This is a genomic window from Lysinibacillus sp. JNUCC 51 (assembly GCF_015999525.1).
Taxonomy (GTDB): Bacteria; Bacillota; Bacilli; order Bacillales_A; family Planococcaceae; genus Lysinibacillus; species Lysinibacillus xylanilyticus.
The window spans coordinates 4,740,714-4,758,605 of record NZ_CP065545.1 but is presented as its reverse complement, the minus strand read 5'-3'; the positions used below and the strand labels follow the sequence as shown (position 1 = coordinate 4,758,605).

Genomic DNA, 17,892 nt, shown 5'->3' with positions numbered 1-17,892 from the left:
CTTCTACATTCGCTTTTAGAGCTTGCTTGGCAAAACCCCATCTTCTCCTGCTGTTTTATATTTACATTACTAAAATATTCAGATCAACTTAACCACCTATAAATTTTTCTTAGCAAGCATACGTTTCTAGTATATAGTCACTTCTTAAGTCTTTTAACCATAAACGATATTTATGAAGAACTTTGACATTATAAGCTTTTCACCTTTCATTGCATTTAAAGTCTCATCTAACTATTTATAGGTGCGCATTCTCCTTATTGGCTGTTTGATGCAGCTTTCAAAGCAAAAGAAAAAGCCACACCAGTTAGATGTGACTCATAATATTATTTTCTATGTAATTTAATCCTTTTGATTCAACCTTGGCCTTATTCAAGGAAACCGATATTACTTTATTCACTATACATTCACGGTAAATACTCGCACCAGAAATGAACCCTTTTTCTTGGATCACTTCAACGATTTCTCCGAATGTTTGTTTTTCAATTTCAAAATCATAAAATTTAGGTTCTTCCTGATTATTTAATCCTTCTAAAATATCTAATATTAATTTTTCCTTATCCAAAACAATGCTACCTCCAATCTATTTAATAATATAGAATAAAAGGAAACTTTTGTCACTTAAAGACTCCTTAATAAAAAGCCTTACCGCAACAACCACCCTTTGAGTTTTCATTATATTTGTTCAATTTTGAGCTGTAGCGTATGTAAACGCTGCGGCTTATTCTTTCCGAACCAAATAATTTGTTATAATTCGGTAAAAAAGAAAGTGGACAGTTTTTGTAGGGAGTCGAATGTTAAAGTAGCTGATATCTATAGTGTATTTAAGGGGAATAAAAAGCTTTTATATCATCAAGAGGAGTTCATCCTAATAGTATTGGATATTATCAAATGGCATTGGCTCTTAGTAAGCTCGGATATTCCCCGTTATAGCTAGTGGCTTTCAGTATAATCAAGTCCTTTTTGTTCTATGAGCTGTTACTTATTATTAGGCTTGAGGCTGACCATCATTGTCAGCCTCTTACAACATTTAAGGCAAATACTGAATAATCAATGGATGAGAAACTCTGATCGATACTAACTTTTCAAAACAAAACAAAAACACACCTAAGGATATCTTGCAAATTTATTAAACTTATTTCTTTAGGATAACTATTAATTCATCCTCCTATAATAACCTCTTCTCGCTGGTTTGATAAATGTATTTGAGGCCATGTAAATAGCAACAAAGAAAATCTATTTCCTAATAAAATAAATAATACAACATCGAGAATTCTTTTTTATATTTCATATATAACCTCCTCAAAAATAGAATTTTAATTTCCTCTTTTCAGGAGAATTACAACGTATTCATCTTATTCACATATTCAAGTTCTTTATTTCTTTTCCAGTAGTGTTTTTTGACAAAAGATAAAATGATCGTTAGGATTCCAAACGTGTAGATGATCAGCACAGTAGCCACGAAGCCATAAAACACCATTAATTCGTCTAAGATAGAAACCTTTAGGAAAATTATCGTCTTCAGATAATTTTTCGGATGCTATTGTTATAGAGCCAGATGGAGCTTGTTGTTTCTGTAAGGAATTCCCTGAATAATCTTCAGGTTGATCCAAATACTCTATCCTTAGGTGCGGTCCTAGCTCAAGCGGACACAATTTCAAACCAAGTTCCTCAGCTTTTTTAAAGATTTGATCCGTGTTAGCTCCATCAGGAAAACCAAGATCTCCAACAGTTAGTTCAACAGTATGTAGGTTGTATTTCTTATCACAAGTCGTAAATTTATCATCAGTAAATAACTTCTCACCATACTCATTCATCAAGATAGAGTACTGTTGCAATTTCTGAATAAGCTGTGATTTAGTAAGTCCACCAACTTCCACCGTTCTGGTGATAAATGGGCAATAAGGGTATATTTCATAATTATCAAAAGGCAATTATAGTCACTCCTATCAAATTTGGTACACAGTTTGAAAATACAATATAAAAGATTATATTTAATCATTCTACAATCACCTATAATTCCCCTTTTTAATTAACCTAGGCTGTTAGTTGATAGAATAAAAAAGTATTAAAAAAAGCAGCTTTCCAGTTACTTCATCATCTGACCAAAAATCCAATTATTACTCTAACAATTGCCATTCCCAAATTTTCTAGAAAAACAACTTTTATCACTTTTAAAAAAACCTTTTATTTTTCATTCATTTACTTTAATATTGATAAGGGCACCCCCAAAAAAGAGATAGAGGTGCTTTATGTACGGTATTATTAATTATGAAATGTTTTTATTAACAGGGATTTTAATAAATCTAATCCCTGGTGCGGACACCATGTATATTGTTGGTAGAAGTATTTCACAGGGTAGAAGAGCTGGTATTTACTCTGTGTTTGGTATTATTACTGGCTCCTTAGTTCATACGTTATTCGTTGCTTGTGGCTTATCGATCATACTTACAAAATCTATTGTTTTATTTAACACCATTAAAATTATTGGAGTTATTTATCTCGTTTATTTAGGGATTAAAATGATACTTGATAAGTCAAACATCGGTTTCGAAGCATTATCAAATAAATTAAACTTAAGAAAAATTTATATACAGGGACTTTTAACAAGTCTAACGAATCCAAAAGTTTCTTTATTTTTTATTGCGTTTCTCCCACAGTTTATAGATGTTAAGGCATCAGGTCCAATTGCTTTTTTAATTTTAGGACTTACTTTTACAGCAACCGGACTACTATGGTGTTTATTTGTTGCTTATTTTTCCTCGTATGTTACTAAAAAGCTAAGAGGAAACCAAAAGGTAGGAATGATTCTGAATAAGATAACAGGAATGATATTTATTGGAATGGGGATAAAGTTGCTTCAAACGAAAGCCCCGCAATAAATTTGAGTATAACAATGCCCCCTATTTAAAAAATGTTATATTAGATTTAAAATAGTTCACTTTAATTGAACAGTCCTTTCAAATTGAAGGGACTGTTTTCTTATTTATCCACTTCTTCTATTGCACATTTCTCTCATATTTTTCATTAGTTTAATGTAGGATGCGATGACGTTACGGTTTTTTTATTTTTTAATCTATTTCACAGGCAATTCACTATACAAACATAGCTATCACATCATAATAATAATAAGGTAAAGCTAATTTAGCCTTACTCCTCCTAATCTTTTTTCTAAGGGTCACTCCTATCCCAAGTGACCCTTTTTTATAGTCTTATCTCACAAAAATATATTTTTTAATCCCTACAGCTAAATGGTTTAACACCCCACTTCTCTTCAACAGCTTACATATTATAGATTATAGAAAGGAGGGATATTTTATGGGGTGCTATTATGGTGGCGGATATGGTGGATATGGTTCATCATTTGCTTTAATTGTTGTTCTATTTATACTTTTAATTATTATCGGCGCTACTTTCATGAATAGAGGGTATTAACATTTTCGATTAAGGGTTGCCCCCAGCCTGGTGACCCTTTTAAAGTTGCTTTCCCTCCCTCATATTGTTCATTAGTTTACTGTAGAATATGGTGACAACAGTGCCTTTCCATGATGAAATTTACATAAATTACATAACAAGGTGATAATACAGAAAGAAATAATTTGATTAATAAGGCTTATGGTGAGGATTCCTTAGCACCAGGTGAATTAGGTGGATCTATGGCAAATGTAATACCCATTAAGCACGAGCTCATTTTTCGAGTTCACCACTAATTTTGACTGTTTGTACGAATAGTGGTGAACTAGTTTCAATGAAAGTTAAGAAAGTTTATAAGTTTAAATAGTCTATACATTGGGGCACATCCAACCGAGTGACCCTTCATTAGTTTTCTTTTATCATTAGTTCATTAGTTTAAGGTATCATTTGACGACGCTTGCGCTTTATTTTTTAATCTATTTCACAGGCAATTCACTATACAAACATAGCTATCACATCATAATAATAGTAAGGTAAAGCTAATTTAGCCTTACCCTCCCAAATTTTTTTCTAAGGGTCACTCCTATCCCATGTGACCCTTTTTATTGTCTTATCTCACTAAAATGTATTTTTTAATGCCTATAACTTAATGGTTTAACACCCCACTCCTCCTTCATAGTTTACATATTATATATTGTAGAAAGGAGGGATATTTTATGGGATGCTACTATGGAGGCGGATATGGTAATGGTTCAACATTTGCCTTAATTGTTGTTCTATTTATACTTCTAATTATTATCGGCGCTACTTTCATGAATAGAGAGTATTAATATTTCCGATTTAAGGGTCGCCCCAGCCTGGTGACCCTTTTATAGTTACTTTACTCAAAACTACCCAATAGGACAGACTTCGGTCTAGAAACAGTGGCTAATTATAAGTATTGAAAATATAATATTCACTATTCTTCACTCCACCTTCCTTTTTGTCCAAACAACTGCATTCGATATGAATAACTTATTAATATGAGAGGAGGTGAATATAAATGGCAACATTTGAAATTGGCTCTAGAAGTCTTTTCAATTTCCGAAACGAACGCTTTTTCCTATTTGTTGAAGATGAAGTTACAGTTCCAGAAAAAGGTATAGAGATTGATCCAGTTAATATCTATGAGATTGACCAACAAACTTTCAATTTTATCAGAGATGAAGGTGATACACCTGTCATTCGACCAGTTATTAAACTTCCAACTATACCGCCAGGATTTGAATTAGAACGAAAATGTATTTTTACAGTTGATAATGCATACTACGTAATCTATGATTTAGAAAATGGAACTGACACCAATGTTCTCTTAAGGATCGGTGCAGCATTATTTAATTCATTGAGAAATTCTGGTGTGCGTGAATGTATTCCTCAAGACTTCATTAATTAATAAATTCGAATTATATATTGAGCACAACTTTGATACTGACTGACATGAGGACTTATTGAACAACCTAAAAAAAGGCGCCCCCCCTTAACTTTTCCTCATACAGTTCATTAGTTTTTATTTCCCTTTTTACTTAGATAGCTTATACTTCATAGTAATGAAAGGGAAGATCTTCAATGAACAACAGTTTAATATCAAAATTAAAAGTCTTTGCAAAAAAATTAAAACAAAATTTATTTGTACTTTACTTGTCCTATAAAGATCCCAGATCACCATGGTATGCAAAACTTGTGGCAATACTCGTAGTTGCATATGCTTTTAGTCCAATAGATTTAATTCCAGATTTCATTCCTGTTTTAGGGTATCTTGATGATTTAATAATTGTACCTTTGGGAATTGTCTTCGCTTTAAAATTAATTCCACCACATGTAGTAGAGGATAATGAAGAAGCTGCAGAAAAGTTAAAACTATCTGGAAAACCAAAGAATTGGTTTGTTGGGATACTTTTTATAATTATCTGGATTATCTTTGCTGCTTGGATTAGTAAAATTATTTTTCATTATATTTAGAGAAATGTTCAGCAAGATTACTCCTTCCTTGCTGAACATTTTCTTTTCAATATTCACATATCCACCTTCGCAAATTAAGGAAGTAAAGCCTTTGATTTACTTTCTTTTCATTTTCCCAAATTTCTCGTTACCACGTTTAAAATTACCCGTAATTTTAGCTAATAATAACTGTACTGCTGTTATATTATTTTCAACCTCCTTAATTCTTGCTATAAGACGCTCAGCCTCTCTATCTTTTACATTTTTTATTTGTTTCCCTTCATAATATATGACAACCGTTCCTTTTTTCGTTATTTGATAATCAAACGGTTCTTCACTTAATCTGTTTCGTTTATCTATATCGCTCACTACACCGCCCCCCTAATTCTTTTAGTTTCAAACATTATATTCAAATAAATATGTTAATTCACTTGTTTTCTTTAATTGTTTTCATCCTCAGTTTGTACCTGGTAATAAAAAATGGCATCCCTAATAATTACAAACAGTAAAAGGCTAACCCTCGTTTGTAGAGTACTTTTTACATTTTCATAATGAAATAAAAAAGAGACACCAACAAAACAGGTAATTCTTCTGTCTGTTAGTGCCTTCAGAAAATTTCGTAAAGACTCGTTCCCTCTTTATTTACTTTACATTTACATCAAAAACAAAAGTTTCTTTCCCCTTATTCCATGTTGCTTTAAGTACATAAATATAATATCCATCTCCCATAGTCATAGTTAATTTATTATCATTTATCTCAACATTATCATTTGTACCATCTTCATTCAGTTTAGTTACTAAAATAGAAATTGGGTTTTGATCAATTTCAAATTTTATTGTATCTCCTTTTCCTACTTCTAATGTTTCGAATGCATCTGCTAATCCATTAATATCAAGAGAACTTAATGTATTAATTTCAACATCCTTTTCCTTCCAATGGTAATCTCCTTGCATCATGGGATAGTTTTCACTATCTACAATTACTTTTCCTTCTGGTTGAGCAATAGGTTTATTGCATCCATTCAAAATAATGGCAATCAGTATGACGAAGATTACCCTATACATTCCAAATTCCTCCTTTTTATTTCCGAATTTTATTATATGTACAAAAAATTAACTCTCACTAGATTATAATATGGTGTTTAGTGAGTTATCTTCAAATAAATATATAATTAAAAATGAATCAATAAAGAAGGAACTGTAAAATATTTAAACTCTGTAATATTTGGGTTGTATCAGGCATTTTCCTTATACTTTTATCTGCAATAGGTAGTCTTTTGAATGTTCTACCCGACTTGGCAAGTACCGGTACAGTATTCACTTCTTCAGGAATAATCTAAAAGAGATCCACTTGATAGAAAATAAATTATTAATTATTAGCAATTTCTCAAATCGTTTTAGTAGAGAAACAAAAATGCGATATGTTAACGACTTTTCGTGCTTACTTTAAAATCTCCCATAAATTATACTATCCCGTTGTAATTTAATGTTGTCACCATTTCTATACTGTTCATTTCTTTCGATTAACCCACATAGTGTTTATTAAAGTCATTGTTAGCATGATATTCTCCAAGTAAAAACTTCTGAACATAAGTTAACCTATTCCCAATTTTATGTTAACATATTATCAATCCAATTATTGGGGGTGATTTTAATGACTGAAAAGAATAGAATATTACTTAGCTCAGTTAGTGGTTTAGCATTATGTACATTAGGAGGATATAGAATCTTTACAAACAACTTAGAAGCTATGTCTATACTAGTAGCATATATATTCTTGATTTGCGGATTAATTGGTTTTGTTTCTAGTGTTGTAAAGTTGTTTAGAACTTCTTGAACTTAGCGTTGCTTTATTGTAACGCTCTTTTCTTAATGCTATTGCACATCCACTCTCAAGATTCACTTAGCTCACCTACGCAAATTGATAACCTCTTTTCCGCTTTTTCACTGTCCATATTTCAGACATACCTTAGTTGAGGTTTTTTCTATCAACATAAGCCCAACAATATGCTCTACAACTTACAGTTCACTTTTTCTTTCTAATCCCCTTGCAAGCAAGAGGGTTTTGTAGAATACAAAAAAGTCACTCACGTTTACTAATGAGTGACTCAGGCTATCGTAAGAAAAAACTAGCTAATTATTTTATACCCTTAAAAGATTCAGTTTGCTCCTTGATTCCTTTTTCTGCAGCAAATCTTTCAATACTAGATGCACCAAAGAATCCAGCAATTCCATCTACTCTTTCAATAATATAAGTAGCATCTTCCGGTTCTGCAATTGGACCTCCATGGCAAATTGCTAATATATCAGGATTTATAGACTTACCAGCATTAACAATTTTTTGGATTCGATCGACACAGTCATCTAAAGTTAATGCTGTTTGTGCACCAATCGTTCCTTTTGTTGTTAATCCCATGTGGGCCACTAAAATATCTGCACCAGCTTCAGCCATTTTCTTTGCTTGCTCTTCATCGAAAACATATGGAGTAGTTAGCAAATCTAATTCATGGGCTTTTCTAATCATATCTACTTCTAAATCATAGCCCATTCCTGTTTCCTCTAGATTTTGACGAAAAACACCGTCAATTAATCCAACTGTAGGGAAATTTTGAACGCCACTAAACCCTTGATCTTTCAACTGCTTTAAGAAAACACTCATTACTTTAAAAGGATCTGTTCCATTAACACCAGCTAGTACTGGGGTATCCTTAACAACTGGTAATACTTCATTACCCATTTCAACAACAATTTGATTAGCATCACCATATGCTAATAAACCAGCTAGTGAACCACGTCCAGCCATTCTATAACGACCTGAATTATAGACAATTAGCATGTCGGCCCCTCCAGCTTCACTACTTTTAGCTGTAATTCCGGTACCAGCGCCAACTCCTAGAAGAATATTTCCTTTATTAATTTCTTCTTTAAAACGTTTCAATATTTCTTGTCTCTGTAACATCATCGTTTTCACGCCCTTTATTTTCTATTAATTCAATTAATTTTTTCGCTGCACCTAGTGCAAACTCCTCGCTATTTATGTCCGCATTAATTTCAATCATTTCCACTTTACTTTGGTCAACATTTTCTCTTAATGTATTAAATAACATCCGGTCTTCCTCTAAACCGTAGAAAGGCAGCCCTTCAACATCAAGACCTGAGAGTCCTTTTAACGGCAAAAATAATGCCGTGTGCCCTTTAGCTAATGATAATTTTTCAGCAATTACCTCACCTATTTGCTTGTTCTCTTCAACAGACGTGCGCATTAAAGTAACAGTCGGATTATGCTTATAAAATTTTCGGCCTTTAAATCTAGCTGGGACAGAATCAAATGGACCAAAGTTCACCATATCTATTGCACCCACTGATACCACCTGAGGAATTTGTTTTATTGAAGCTGCTTCTAAACGATGCGGTCCAGCTTTCAATACACCCCCAATTAACTCATCGGCCCATTCAGTGGTTGTAATGTCAAGTACACCATCTATAAAACCATTAGCTATTAAATTCTCCATTGTACGACCACCAACACCTGTTGCATGGAAAATTAATACCTCATAGCCTTTAGCCTCTAAGTAATCTTTAGCCTGATTAATACATGGTGTTGTTAGTCCAAACATAGTTGCAGCAATAAGGGGCTTCTTTTTCATTATCGTTTTATTTTCAAAGTTAAGCATACCTGCTATCGCAAATACTGCATTCGTAAATATTTTAGTCGAAATTACATTTAAACCAGCAACGTCTACTACTGACGGAATCATTATGATGTCGCTAGTCCCTACATACGGCTCCGTATTGCCAGAAGCGACTGTTGAAACCATTACTTTAGGAACACCAATTGGTAAAGCTCTCATGCCCGTTGTTACAATAGATGACCCACCAGTACCTCCAAACGATAATACACCATCGAATTTACCTTCTTCATACAATTTCGGCAAAAGCACTTCCATCCCTTTTGCAAGAACTGCAGTAGCATTTGCTCGATCTCTTTTTGCTGCAATTTCATATATATCTTCTCCAGCTGCAGCAGCTACTTCAGCATTTGATATGTCAGGCTCAAAAACTGGGTTAAAAACACCTGTATGAATCGTGAAAGTATTGAAACCTAACGATTCTATCAACTCTTTTACATATAAATATTCTTTTCCTTTTGAATCAAATGTTCCAGCCAAAGCAATTGTTTTCATATCAACTCTCTCCCTTCTTGATCTTAAAACGTTAAATAATCATATAAGAAAGCGGTTTCATTTATTACTCCATTCCATGATAACGTATTATTTCGGGAGAGTTAATGTGTTTTTGTTCTATAAAATTGTCTCTTTGTTATATTATCAATTATTTCTTGGCATAATTGCGTCTGGAATCGACCAAAGGCATTAGGCCAACAGATGTTTTTTGTGCGAAAGCGTAGTGAAACGTAGCGGCAGCAACAGATGTTTTTTGTGCGAAAGCGTAGTGCTAACGTAGCGACAGCAACAGATGTTTTTTGTGCGAAAGCGTAGTGCTAACGTAGCGACAGCAACAGCACGAAGTTGGTCAATCAGTCGTTGTTGTTGTTGTGGTTACTGCCTCTTCGCTTCACACAGATAAATTGCCACAGGACGCGGCGTACTCTATTTCAGGGGGTGTCCAAACACCTGCTGAAAGAAGTTAAATAGTTTTTAGGTGACACACCTTTATATTTTTTAAATATTTTACTAAATTGGGTGTAATCATGATAACCTACCATTTCAGCAATATTATTTAGTGGTAATTTTTCTAATTTCAAAATTTCGATTGCCCTATTAAGTCGAAAATTTATAAGATATTCTGAAAATGAAATACCCACCTCATTTTTGAATAATGTGCTTAAATAAGAACGAGACAAATTTAATATTTCTGCCACTTCATTTAATGATATTTCATCCATATAATGCAAACTGATGTATTTCTTAATAAAATTAATATAATCAGTTTGACTTCCTAGACCATCAGTAATTTTACCGATTAAATCATCAAACTGAAAATCGTTGGTTTCCTTAAATGACTTAGTAATATGTATGAGAGCTTGTTCATTTGGAATCCTTTCAAACACAGAGCCCCCGATATAACCCATAATCGTAGTATCATCATACATATATTGAACATCTATTGGTTTATTTACCGGGCCACCGTAAATCATTTTAATAATGTTCGGATTTAGTTCATTACATCTTTTAAAAATATTTACCGCCATCTTTTTGGCAGCTTGTAAAGATAAAATCTTTTTAGCCCCTAACGATCCACCATTCGTTAATCCTAAGTGAACACAAATAATATCTGCACCAGCTTTTATCATACTTATTGCTTGCTCTTCGTTAAATACAAAGGCTACAGTAAACAATCCTTTTTCACTTGCAATACGAATTGCTTCTACCTCTTTTTCATATGTAATTCCTTGTTCTTCTAAAGCTTCTCTAAAAAGCCCATCTACTAGGCCTATACTTGGGTAATTATTAATGCCTGCAAAGCCTTTTTTCTTAATCAAATCGATATAGCTATCTAATTCAATTGTTGGATCTGTTGCACATAAACCAAAACAAACTGGAATTTTTTTAATCATAGGTAGGATCTCTTTACATGCAAAATCCATGACAACTTCATTACTATTTGCATACGGTAAGAAACCAGCTAATGAACTAACCCCCATTAATCTGAATCGTCCTGAATTTAGAGCTAAAATAAAATCTGCGCCACCTTGTTCTGCGTATTTAGCAGTCATTCCAGAACCAGCAGCAACACCTAAAATATAACTATTTTTATTAATTTGTTTTTTAATATAATTGTTTATTTCATACTTCTTATTTAGCTCTTCCTCCATATAACCTTCACCTCTATTAAAGTTATGAATGATTATCCTCTTCTATTGTAATGTACATTTTACTTAAGTTTTCCATAGTCTTTTTACATCGACCAACTCTTGCCCATCGAATTCCATTCTGTAGATGTCTGGCTTTGTTGTTTGTAGTAAAAAGTTCAAATCGTATTTACTATCATAAAACTCCATCATTAATGTCATAACTGCCCCATGTGTTCCTATAACTACTTTCTGTCCTTGGTATGTATTTAATAATCCTTTTAATACTTTAATAGCACGTTTCTGGCAGTCAGCATTAGACTCGCCTCCCGCTAAAGCATAGGTTGGGTCAGAAAATGACTTTTCTAATAAAGGGTATAGTTCCTTGTCAGAAATTCGCTTATCTCCAGCAATAAATGTTTGCTCCTTAAGGTCTTCAAATACAATTACTTCTTTTTCTATTTGTTCAGCTACTTTCTGAACAGTTAGGATTGAACGACTATACGGGCTCGAGATAACAATATCAATGCCCTCTTTTTGTAGAATATCAGTTATTCGTTGAGCGTCTATCCTACCTTTTTCAGTTAATTCTCTCGTTCTCTCATTTCCGTCTTTTGGTGAATCGCCGTGTCGGACCATATAAATGAATGTTTTCATAATGCCTCCTATTGTGCTTGAGTTTTAGACCTAAAACCATTTATGTAACGAAGCTAAAATCATATTGCTCTAAAGAACTTCTACTGTTCATCTTCTGATATTGGTAAAACTGTTGAATATTTAATTTCTCGTAAAGATAAGTTCGTTTGAATGCGAGATATGCCCAGTCTATTTAATTTTCTTATAAAACGATCTAATTCTTTTCGATCCCTAATAACAACCTTTAAAAGATAATCATACTCTCCTGTTAAACAATGACATTCTAATATTTCTGTCATTGTTTTTAAGGCATTTTCTAAAGCTTCTAATTCCTTCGCTTGATGAATATTTGTACTCATAAAAACATAGCACAACAAATCGAATCCCAGTTTTTCTTGATTTAAAATGGCAACTTGTTTGTCAATAAACCCTTCACTTTCTAAACGTTTTATTCTTGTATGGGTTGCCGGTGGGGACAAATTCACCCGTCTCGCTATTTCTGCATTACTTATCTGTACTTCTCTCTGCAAAATATCTAGTAGTTGAATATCAATACTATCTAATAATTTTCTTTCAACATCTTTCATGCATTTTTCCCCCTTTTTTTATTCGAAATTCGAGCTACAATCGACAACTATTATTAATTATATTCCGTTAAATCCAATTATTCTTACTGTTATTTTGTTTTTTATTTATCACACAAAATATTATACAGTTAGAATATTAAAAATGTTATTATTCTTTTATCCAAAACCTCAATTATACATACAGGAAATAAAGGAGAGATAGTGATTTGACGAATGTCTATGTTTTATTAATGCTTTTAACTAGTTTACTTTGGGGAGGCAATTTTGTAGTTGCCAAATCTCTTGTGGATCATGCCTCTCCTTTAACATTAACGAGCCTAAGATGGATCATTGCCGTCGCTGTACTTTTTCCAATAGTATGGTGGAAAGAAAAAAGATTGCTTCCCTCTCGAGATGCCCTTCTACCTTTATTTTTAATGGGCGTTTCAGGTGTAGTATTGTTCAATATCTTTCAATTTTTAGCATTGGAAAGAACTACGTCGACGAATGTTGGCCTTATTTCAACATTAAATACTATTTCAATTGCATTTTTTTCATTTGTTTTTCTAAAGGAAAAGATTAATATACTCCAAGCATTTGCAATGCTACTTTCCCTGTTCGGTGTTCTTCTCGTACTTTCAAAAGGGAATATCAGCCTATTATTATCTTTTCATTTTAATGTAGGTGATTTATGGATGCTTGCAGCTGTATGTGTATGGGGAATTTATTCTGTTTGTAGTAAATGGGCAATGAAAACTACCTCGCCACTAATGTCTAATTTGTATTCAGGAATATTTGGACTTCTTGTACTATTGCCGTTTAACCTTAATGATTTTACTATTTCTAATGGTAATCATTCTTTTATTCTATCACTTTTATATACAGGATTTATCTCCACTGTCGTTTGTATGGTTCTTTGGAGCATTGGAATTCAAAAATTAGGGGCTACAACATCTGGTGTATTCCTTAATTTCAATCCGATTTTCACTGCACTTCTAGCATTTTTATTTTTAGGAGAGAGCATCTCTTTGACTCAAGGGATTGGGGGATTGATTGTCATTATGGGATGTTATTTATTTACCCATTTTAAAAATAAAGCAACTTTCTTAAATACCTCCCTTTCAAATTAAGACAAAAACATTAATAGTAGTAGTATAGAAAAAGTGTCAACACAATTTGTTGACACTCTATCGAAAATCAATTATGCCTGGCACAATTGCGTCTGGAATAGGCTTTGTGCTTAGGCCTGCAATTTACAGATGTTTGGAAACCCGCTGAAATAAGTTAAAGTGAATTATATTTTTTCACTTCTAAAGGAATAGATATTATATATAAATCAATAGCATATGTAGTAATCGTAATCCCTTTACCTTCTTCAGTAAATTTTGCTTGAAGAAACCGCTCCGAAACTTTTCTTTTTCCCCATTTTTTAGGGAACCATTCAAATCCTGCGAACATAAATATTAATCTACCTTCTTTTTACTAAATTTGTATTATATACTTGTCCAAAGGGGCGCTACTTAAAGTATTTATTAATCTCCCTGTGTGTTTTTGACAGAGTCACTAACACCTTTCCTTAGGTACATAAAACGGGTTTGACAGAGAAAACGGAGGTGTATCATAACTAAGCAATCACGCTAAAAACTATCGTACGAATTTCTATTTCTCTAGCCTTTAGCTCACCCTTCAAAAGATTAACGAATTAGAATTCGCCCATTTATTATATACCACCTTCAGAATCATTTGCTGCCGAAATATCGCCTCCGTGTAAGAAAAAAATATGCAAAGCAATCGTTAATTCAAGACCAAATGATTATTACGAGTACTCCCCGCGATACAGTGGTTTGAAGAAATGAGGCAATACCTTTTCCGGACTGCCTCCCCCTGATTTTACCATTTATCTCTGAAAAGTATTTTTTTCGTTAGTTTCTTGACTATATAGTTACTATAGAGCTTATAGTGTATTACTGAAATAATTGTTTGTATGAAAAACATTCTTTGATAAATTTAGGAGGAACATTGATTATGTCAGAAAGTATCAAATTAAGACCGTTAGAAAGAGAAGATCTAAAATATGTTCATAAATTAAATAATGATTCTAGAATCATGTCATATTGGTTTGAAGAACCTTATGAATCTTTTGTAGAACTACAGGATTTATTTGAAAAGCATATTCATAAACAAAGTGAAAGACGTTTTATAGTTGAAAAAGAAAAGGAAATTCTTGGGCTCGTGGAATTAGTTGAAATTGACCTGATCCATCGCAATGCAGAATTTCAAATTATTATTGATCCTAATTCTCAAGGAAATGGATATGCCTACTCTGCTACTATTTTGGCAATGAAATACGCCTTTCATATTTTAAATTTACACAAACTATATTTAATTGTTGATAAACAAAACGAAAAAGCCATTTACATTTATAAAAAAGCTGGATTCCATATTGAGGGAGAACTTAAAGAAGAATTTTTTACTGAAGGTAAATATCGAGACGCCCTTCGCATGTGTATATTCCAATATGAGTTTAATAACCAAATATAGCTATACTTGCCCTTCTATGTTTTTTATTGCTTATATGAAACGTCATAGAAGGGCATTATCAATTGTTAGCTGTAGCATATTACTTCACTACGACTTTTTTAAATTCAGTCAAATTTCCTCAAAAAGTTAATAACCTCATTCAAACAAGGAGATGATTGCAACAATCCACGCTGCTATCACAAGTAATAAAAACCACCAACCCATAAACTTTAGGAACATTTTAAAAAATGGTTTCTTTTTGAATTCATCTGAAAAGGAACTCATCTGTATAGCACCCTCAGGATGCTTCAACAGCATATAAGAAATACTGCCGAAAATTAATGTAATCAATATTGCCACAATAAACACTTCCAATAATCCCACCTTCACGTTTAATTCATTATCCATCTGACAAAACCTCGAAGTGTTTGTTCATTTTCGTTTACACACGTAAATTTCCCAAACAAATACTCTTTTGCTATCAGCTTGTATATTTTACTATTTTCTACTCTATAAATCTCCCTTTTTTTTGAATAATTATTCTTCCATACAAATCTTCATTCCACTTTGTTAGCAATGTAGCCTTATGGATGCTTTTTGATTCAATTAGTGAGTCTCGACATTTTTAGTAATTCATCTACTGTTAACCAATCATGACCTCGCACATATGTTCTAACAGCGTCTATTGAAAAGAATATTATTGAAGTTCAATTTATGAAATTAACTGATGATTAACTAATAAATTTAAAATACTAAACATTCGTGCTGATTTTATTTCTTCTTCCTCTTTCATATGTTTCTATAACGATATTATTCCTTTTAAGATGACTTCTCTTTACCCTTCTTGTTCAGTCTGAGCGTTTTTCCAATAAGTGTTTGCTCCATTACTTGTTAAAGTTGCATTTTTCGGTACTTGTTTCATTATTAGTAGAACATTTAGTAAATCCACTGACGATCCCATTGAGTTTAGTATTATCAAGAATTTTATTGTCGAAGTTAATAGTCCATATATACTTAAAATAAGCGGGAAAATTACTGAAATAATTATAAAAGGAGCAATAGTAATGAACATATATCTTGCTTTTGAAATCTTCTCTTCCGTCATTACAAAAGCTCCGAATAGAGTAAGCCCTACAGAAGTTTTTTCCGATTTCATAAAATTAGGAATGAACATCAAATGAAGTAATTCGTGAATTATTAATAGAAGGACTATCCCCAAAATAACGCTTAAGTTAATGTTTATTGATATTCCACCGGATGTAAATCCAAAATCTCTCCAAGAAATACTAGAAAAAATATTTATTACCCCAATAGAGATCATTGAAGCGACAATCATTAAAGGGATAGATAACAATATAGCACTTATTAAATTTTTAGGTTCTTTCATTGGAATCCAACCATTTTTAATTAAATCTAAATGTAGATTTGGGTTACTTTTTGGCAATTTGTATAGTAATTTCATTTAACCCCTCCATCTAAATCACGAGCTTTACAATCTATTGATTTTTAATAATTTCTCTTAATTGAAAAATGCCTTCGTTAATTTCGTCGAGTGAAGCATAGCCATAAGAGATTCGTATAAACTGTCCCGATTTTTCAGCATAAATACTACCGGGATTTAGAAGAATATTGTTGGATAATGCTTTTTCGAATAGTCTTTTCACTTTAAATTCAGGTTTTATTTTAACCCATATGAACAATCCACCTTTTGGGATGTCCCATGTAGCATAAGGACTCAAATATTTGTCCATTGCTTCTAAAGCAACTTTTCTACGAGTCTTAAGTTGTTCTCTTACTTTATGAAGGTGATCATCATAGAAATTACTAGATAGTCACTCTGCAGCAACTAGCTGAGAAAGCGTGCTTGATCCATAATCGGATTGCATTTTTAAATCTGCTAATCGATTAATGACTGACTCCGAACCAACTATCCAGCCAATGCGTAATCCTGGACTAATGGTTTTTGATAAACTCCCAACATATAATACATTTCCGTAATGGTCCATTGCTTTCAATGGTATAGGTGGTGGATTATCAATCCATAAATCACGGTACACATCATCTTCTATAACTGGCAGTTGCTCTCTTTCACAGTATGCAATTAATTTCTTGCGTCTGTCTTCCTCCATTAAGGCACCTGTTGGATTATGGAAGGTTGGAATCGTATATAAAATATTCTTCCCTTTTTCCTTTATCGGATAAATGGAATCAATAATAATTCCCTCATTATCCATCGTTAATCCTTGCAGCTCCATCCCTGCAGACTCAAAAACAGTCAACGAGTAAAGATAGGAGGGCATTTCTAACAATACCGTCGAACCTCTTTTTAGGAGTCCGATTGAAATTAGATGTAAGGCTTGGAGCGCACCAGAAACTACAAGAATGGACGACGTAGAAGCCTCTATTCCTCTTACCTTTAAATAGTCACTAATTGCTTGGCGTAATTTTATATTTCCTTTTGGCTCTTCATAGCCAAATGAGGTTAAATGATTCGAAACCTTCTGCACGATGACTTTCATCTCTTCTAACGGGAACATCTCAGGTGATAGCTCCCCTTTACTCAATTGAATAAGATTCGTATTCGATTCCGCTTCGTTAATCTCCTGCACCATTGAAACACTAGGTTTATGAATGCCTACAGTGACATTTTCATTCCAGTTAGTTGAAGATTTTGCACCCATCAAAGTCCAAGTATTATTAGTGACGACTGTTTCCTTCCCTGCTTTACCTTCCAGTAGCCCGTCTGCCATTAGTTCCTCTAATGCTGTAATAACCGTACTACGATTAACCCCAAACTGTTTTGCCAGATTACGTTGACTTGGTATGGGACTGCCGATTGCCCACTCCCCTTTAGCAATTTTTTCTTTTATAAAATCAATAATTAATTGATATTTTGGTTTTTTCATATGTATGCCCTCTTCTGAACTGGTTGGTTTTTATTATTTTAACCTGTTGGAGAAATTTTACCAA

Annotated in this window: 20 protein-coding genes and 1 pseudogene; 8 read left to right on the top strand and 13 right to left on the bottom strand. The window is 33.0% G+C overall.

All coding sequences use genetic code 11. The features are described 5' to 3' along the window. Positions 1–304: 304 nt before the first annotated feature. Both JNUCC51_RS23005 and JNUCC51_RS23000 read right to left on the bottom strand, forming a co-directional pair. Complete coding sequence (locus JNUCC51_RS23005) at positions 305–562, bottom strand: YjcQ family protein (protein ID WP_337989932.1); 258 nt, start codon at positions 560–562, stop codon at positions 305–307. Positions 563–1,373: 811 nt separating this feature from the next. Further along, positions 1,374–1,931 (bottom strand): helicase, encoded by a 558-nt coding sequence (locus tag JNUCC51_RS23000; RefSeq protein WP_337989931.1) that lies wholly within the window; start codon positions 1,929–1,931, stop codon positions 1,374–1,376. A 318-nt stretch (positions 1,932–2,249) separates the two neighbouring features. Between JNUCC51_RS23000 and JNUCC51_RS22995 the strand changes: the two genes are divergently transcribed. The 5 genes from JNUCC51_RS22995 to JNUCC51_RS22975 all read left to right on the top strand — a co-directional run bounded on the left by JNUCC51_RS22995 (position 2,250) and on the right by JNUCC51_RS22975 (position 5,409). Beyond that, complete coding sequence (locus JNUCC51_RS22995) at positions 2,250–2,879, top strand: LysE family translocator (RefSeq protein ID WP_337989930.1); 630 nt, start codon at positions 2,250–2,252, stop codon at positions 2,877–2,879. A 436-nt stretch (positions 2,880–3,315) separates the two neighbouring features. Beyond that, positions 3,316–3,432, top strand: a complete 117-nt coding sequence (locus JNUCC51_RS22990; protein ID WP_337989929.1) for a YjcZ family sporulation protein — start codon at positions 3,316–3,318, stop codon at positions 3,430–3,432. Between the two features lie 695 nt (positions 3,433–4,127). After that, complete coding sequence (locus JNUCC51_RS22985; protein ID WP_337989928.1) at positions 4,128–4,241, top strand: YjcZ family sporulation protein; 114 nt, start codon at positions 4,128–4,130, stop codon at positions 4,239–4,241. A gap of 212 nt (positions 4,242–4,453) precedes the next feature. Next, positions 4,454–4,843, top strand: coding sequence for a spore coat protein (locus JNUCC51_RS22980; RefSeq protein ID WP_337989927.1), 390 nt, complete (start codon positions 4,454–4,456; stop codon positions 4,841–4,843). A 173-nt stretch (positions 4,844–5,016) separates the two neighbouring features. Beyond that, positions 5,017–5,409, top strand: coding sequence for a YkvA family protein (locus tag JNUCC51_RS22975; protein ID WP_337989926.1), 393 nt, complete (start codon positions 5,017–5,019; stop codon positions 5,407–5,409). 96 nt (positions 5,410–5,505) lie between these two features. On the opposite strand, the gene JNUCC51_RS22970 is transcribed toward JNUCC51_RS22975, so the two are convergent. Both JNUCC51_RS22970 and JNUCC51_RS22965 read right to left on the bottom strand, forming a co-directional pair. After that, complete coding sequence (locus JNUCC51_RS22970) at positions 5,506–5,757, bottom strand: hypothetical protein (protein ID WP_337989925.1); 252 nt, start codon at positions 5,755–5,757, stop codon at positions 5,506–5,508. A gap of 273 nt (positions 5,758–6,030) precedes the next feature. Further along, positions 6,031–6,453 (bottom strand): hypothetical protein, encoded by a 423-nt coding sequence (locus tag JNUCC51_RS22965; protein WP_337989924.1) that lies wholly within the window; start codon positions 6,451–6,453, stop codon positions 6,031–6,033. A 589-nt stretch (positions 6,454–7,042) separates the two neighbouring features. Between JNUCC51_RS22965 and JNUCC51_RS22960 the strand changes: the two genes are divergently transcribed. Beyond that, on the top strand, positions 7,043–7,225 hold the full coding sequence (locus tag JNUCC51_RS22960) for a hypothetical protein (RefSeq protein ID WP_337989923.1): 183 nt from the start codon (positions 7,043–7,045) through the stop codon (positions 7,223–7,225). 300 nt (positions 7,226–7,525) lie between these two features. Here JNUCC51_RS22960 and JNUCC51_RS22955 read toward each other — a convergent pair whose 3' ends face one another. The 5 genes from JNUCC51_RS22955 to JNUCC51_RS22935 all read right to left on the bottom strand — a co-directional run bounded on the left by JNUCC51_RS22955 (position 7,526) and on the right by JNUCC51_RS22935 (position 12,423). Beyond that, positions 7,526–8,347: a phosphoenolpyruvate hydrolase family protein gene (locus JNUCC51_RS22955; protein ID WP_443137018.1), complete on the bottom strand. Its 822-nt coding sequence runs from the start codon at positions 8,345–8,347 to the stop codon at positions 7,526–7,528. Continuing rightward, on the bottom strand, positions 8,313–9,572 hold the full coding sequence (locus JNUCC51_RS22950) for a Tm-1-like ATP-binding domain-containing protein (RefSeq protein WP_337989921.1): 1,260 nt from the start codon (positions 9,570–9,572) through the stop codon (positions 8,313–8,315). Before JNUCC51_RS22950 ends, JNUCC51_RS22955 begins: the two co-directional genes overlap by 35 nt. A gap of 431 nt (positions 9,573–10,003) precedes the next feature. Continuing rightward, positions 10,004–11,224, bottom strand: coding sequence for a phosphoenolpyruvate hydrolase family protein (locus JNUCC51_RS22945; RefSeq protein ID WP_337989920.1), 1,221 nt, complete (start codon positions 11,222–11,224; stop codon positions 10,004–10,006). A gap of 63 nt (positions 11,225–11,287) precedes the next feature. Further along, on the bottom strand, positions 11,288–11,857 hold the full coding sequence (locus JNUCC51_RS22940) for a histidine phosphatase family protein (RefSeq protein WP_337989919.1): 570 nt from the start codon (positions 11,855–11,857) through the stop codon (positions 11,288–11,290). 80 nt (positions 11,858–11,937) lie between these two features. Then, positions 11,938–12,423, bottom strand: coding sequence for an Lrp/AsnC family transcriptional regulator (locus JNUCC51_RS22935; protein ID WP_049664859.1), 486 nt, complete (start codon positions 12,421–12,423; stop codon positions 11,938–11,940). Between the two features lie 230 nt (positions 12,424–12,653). Here JNUCC51_RS22935 and JNUCC51_RS22930 point away from each other — a divergent pair, with 230 nt between their 5' ends. Further along, the gene (locus JNUCC51_RS22930) at positions 12,654–13,532 is read left to right on the top strand and encodes a DMT family transporter (RefSeq protein ID WP_337992282.1); all 879 of its coding nucleotides are present in this window, start codon (positions 12,654–12,656) and stop codon (positions 13,530–13,532) included. A gap of 154 nt (positions 13,533–13,686) precedes the next feature. Here JNUCC51_RS22930 and JNUCC51_RS22925 read toward each other — a convergent pair whose 3' ends face one another. Beyond that, positions 13,687–13,860: a hypothetical protein gene (locus JNUCC51_RS22925; RefSeq protein ID WP_337989918.1), complete on the bottom strand. Its 174-nt coding sequence runs from the start codon at positions 13,858–13,860 to the stop codon at positions 13,687–13,689. Positions 13,861–14,427: 567 nt separating this feature from the next. Between JNUCC51_RS22925 and speG the strand changes: the two genes are divergently transcribed. Beyond that, positions 14,428–14,943 carry a spermidine N1-acetyltransferase gene (speG, locus tag JNUCC51_RS22920; RefSeq protein WP_049664852.1) on the top strand — a complete coding sequence of 172 codons (516 nt, stop codon included), beginning with the start codon at positions 14,428–14,430 and terminating at the stop codon, positions 14,941–14,943. Between the two features lie 135 nt (positions 14,944–15,078). Here speG and JNUCC51_RS22915 read toward each other — a convergent pair whose 3' ends face one another. From JNUCC51_RS22915 to JNUCC51_RS22905, 3 genes and pseudogenes are all read right to left on the bottom strand, one after another. Beyond that, complete coding sequence (locus JNUCC51_RS22915) at positions 15,079–15,330, bottom strand: hypothetical protein (RefSeq protein WP_337989917.1); 252 nt, start codon at positions 15,328–15,330, stop codon at positions 15,079–15,081. 427 nt (positions 15,331–15,757) lie between these two features. Beyond that, positions 15,758–16,384: a DUF3267 domain-containing protein gene (locus tag JNUCC51_RS22910; RefSeq protein WP_337989916.1), complete on the bottom strand. Its 627-nt coding sequence runs from the start codon at positions 16,382–16,384 to the stop codon at positions 15,758–15,760. A 34-nt stretch (positions 16,385–16,418) separates the two neighbouring features. Next, positions 16,419–17,828, bottom strand: a pseudogene (locus JNUCC51_RS22905) (aminotransferase-like domain-containing protein). Between the last annotated feature and the right edge of the window lie 64 nt (positions 17,829–17,892).

Bases quoted from the DNA above. Each gene is read 5' to 3' on its own strand.
- JNUCC51_RS22995 (WP_337989930.1), top strand. From the start codon at position 2,250: ATGTACGGTATTATTAATTATGAAATGTTTTTATTAACAGGGATTTTA.
- JNUCC51_RS22990 (WP_337989929.1), top strand. From the start codon at position 3,316: ATGGGGTGCTATTATGGTGGCGGATATGGTGGATATGGTTCATCATTT.
- JNUCC51_RS22985 (WP_337989928.1), top strand. From the start codon at position 4,128: ATGGGATGCTACTATGGAGGCGGATATGGTAATGGTTCAACATTTGCC.
- JNUCC51_RS22980 (WP_337989927.1), top strand. From the start codon at position 4,454: ATGGCAACATTTGAAATTGGCTCTAGAAGTCTTTTCAATTTCCGAAAC.
- JNUCC51_RS22975 (WP_337989926.1), top strand. From the start codon at position 5,017: ATGAACAACAGTTTAATATCAAAATTAAAAGTCTTTGCAAAAAAATTA.
- JNUCC51_RS22965 (WP_337989924.1), bottom strand. From the start codon at position 6,453: ATGTATAGGGTAATCTTCGTCATACTGATTGCCATTATTTTGAATGGA.
- JNUCC51_RS22960 (WP_337989923.1), top strand. From the start codon at position 7,043: ATGACTGAAAAGAATAGAATATTACTTAGCTCAGTTAGTGGTTTAGCA.
- JNUCC51_RS22955 (WP_443137018.1), bottom strand. From the start codon at position 8,347: ATGTTACAGAGACAAGAAATATTGAAACGTTTTAAAGAAGAAATTAAT.
- JNUCC51_RS22950 (WP_337989921.1), bottom strand. From the start codon at position 9,572: ATGAAAACAATTGCTTTGGCTGGAACATTTGATTCAAAAGGAAAAGAA.
- JNUCC51_RS22945 (WP_337989920.1), bottom strand. From the start codon at position 11,224: ATGGAGGAAGAGCTAAATAAGAAGTATGAAATAAACAATTATATTAAA.
- JNUCC51_RS22940 (WP_337989919.1), bottom strand. From the start codon at position 11,857: ATGAAAACATTCATTTATATGGTCCGACACGGCGATTCACCAAAAGAC.
- JNUCC51_RS22935 (WP_049664859.1), bottom strand. From the start codon at position 12,423: ATGAAAGATGTTGAAAGAAAATTATTAGATAGTATTGATATTCAACTA.
- JNUCC51_RS22930 (WP_337992282.1), top strand. From the start codon at position 12,654: ATGCTTTTAACTAGTTTACTTTGGGGAGGCAATTTTGTAGTTGCCAAA.
- JNUCC51_RS22925 (WP_337989918.1), bottom strand. From the start codon at position 13,860: ATGTTCGCAGGATTTGAATGGTTCCCTAAAAAATGGGGAAAAAGAAAA.
- speG (WP_049664852.1), top strand. From the start codon at position 14,428: ATGTCAGAAAGTATCAAATTAAGACCGTTAGAAAGAGAAGATCTAAAA.
- JNUCC51_RS22915 (WP_337989917.1), bottom strand. From the start codon at position 15,330: ATGGATAATGAATTAAACGTGAAGGTGGGATTATTGGAAGTGTTTATT.
- JNUCC51_RS22910 (WP_337989916.1), bottom strand. From the start codon at position 16,384: ATGAAATTACTATACAAATTGCCAAAAAGTAACCCAAATCTACATTTA.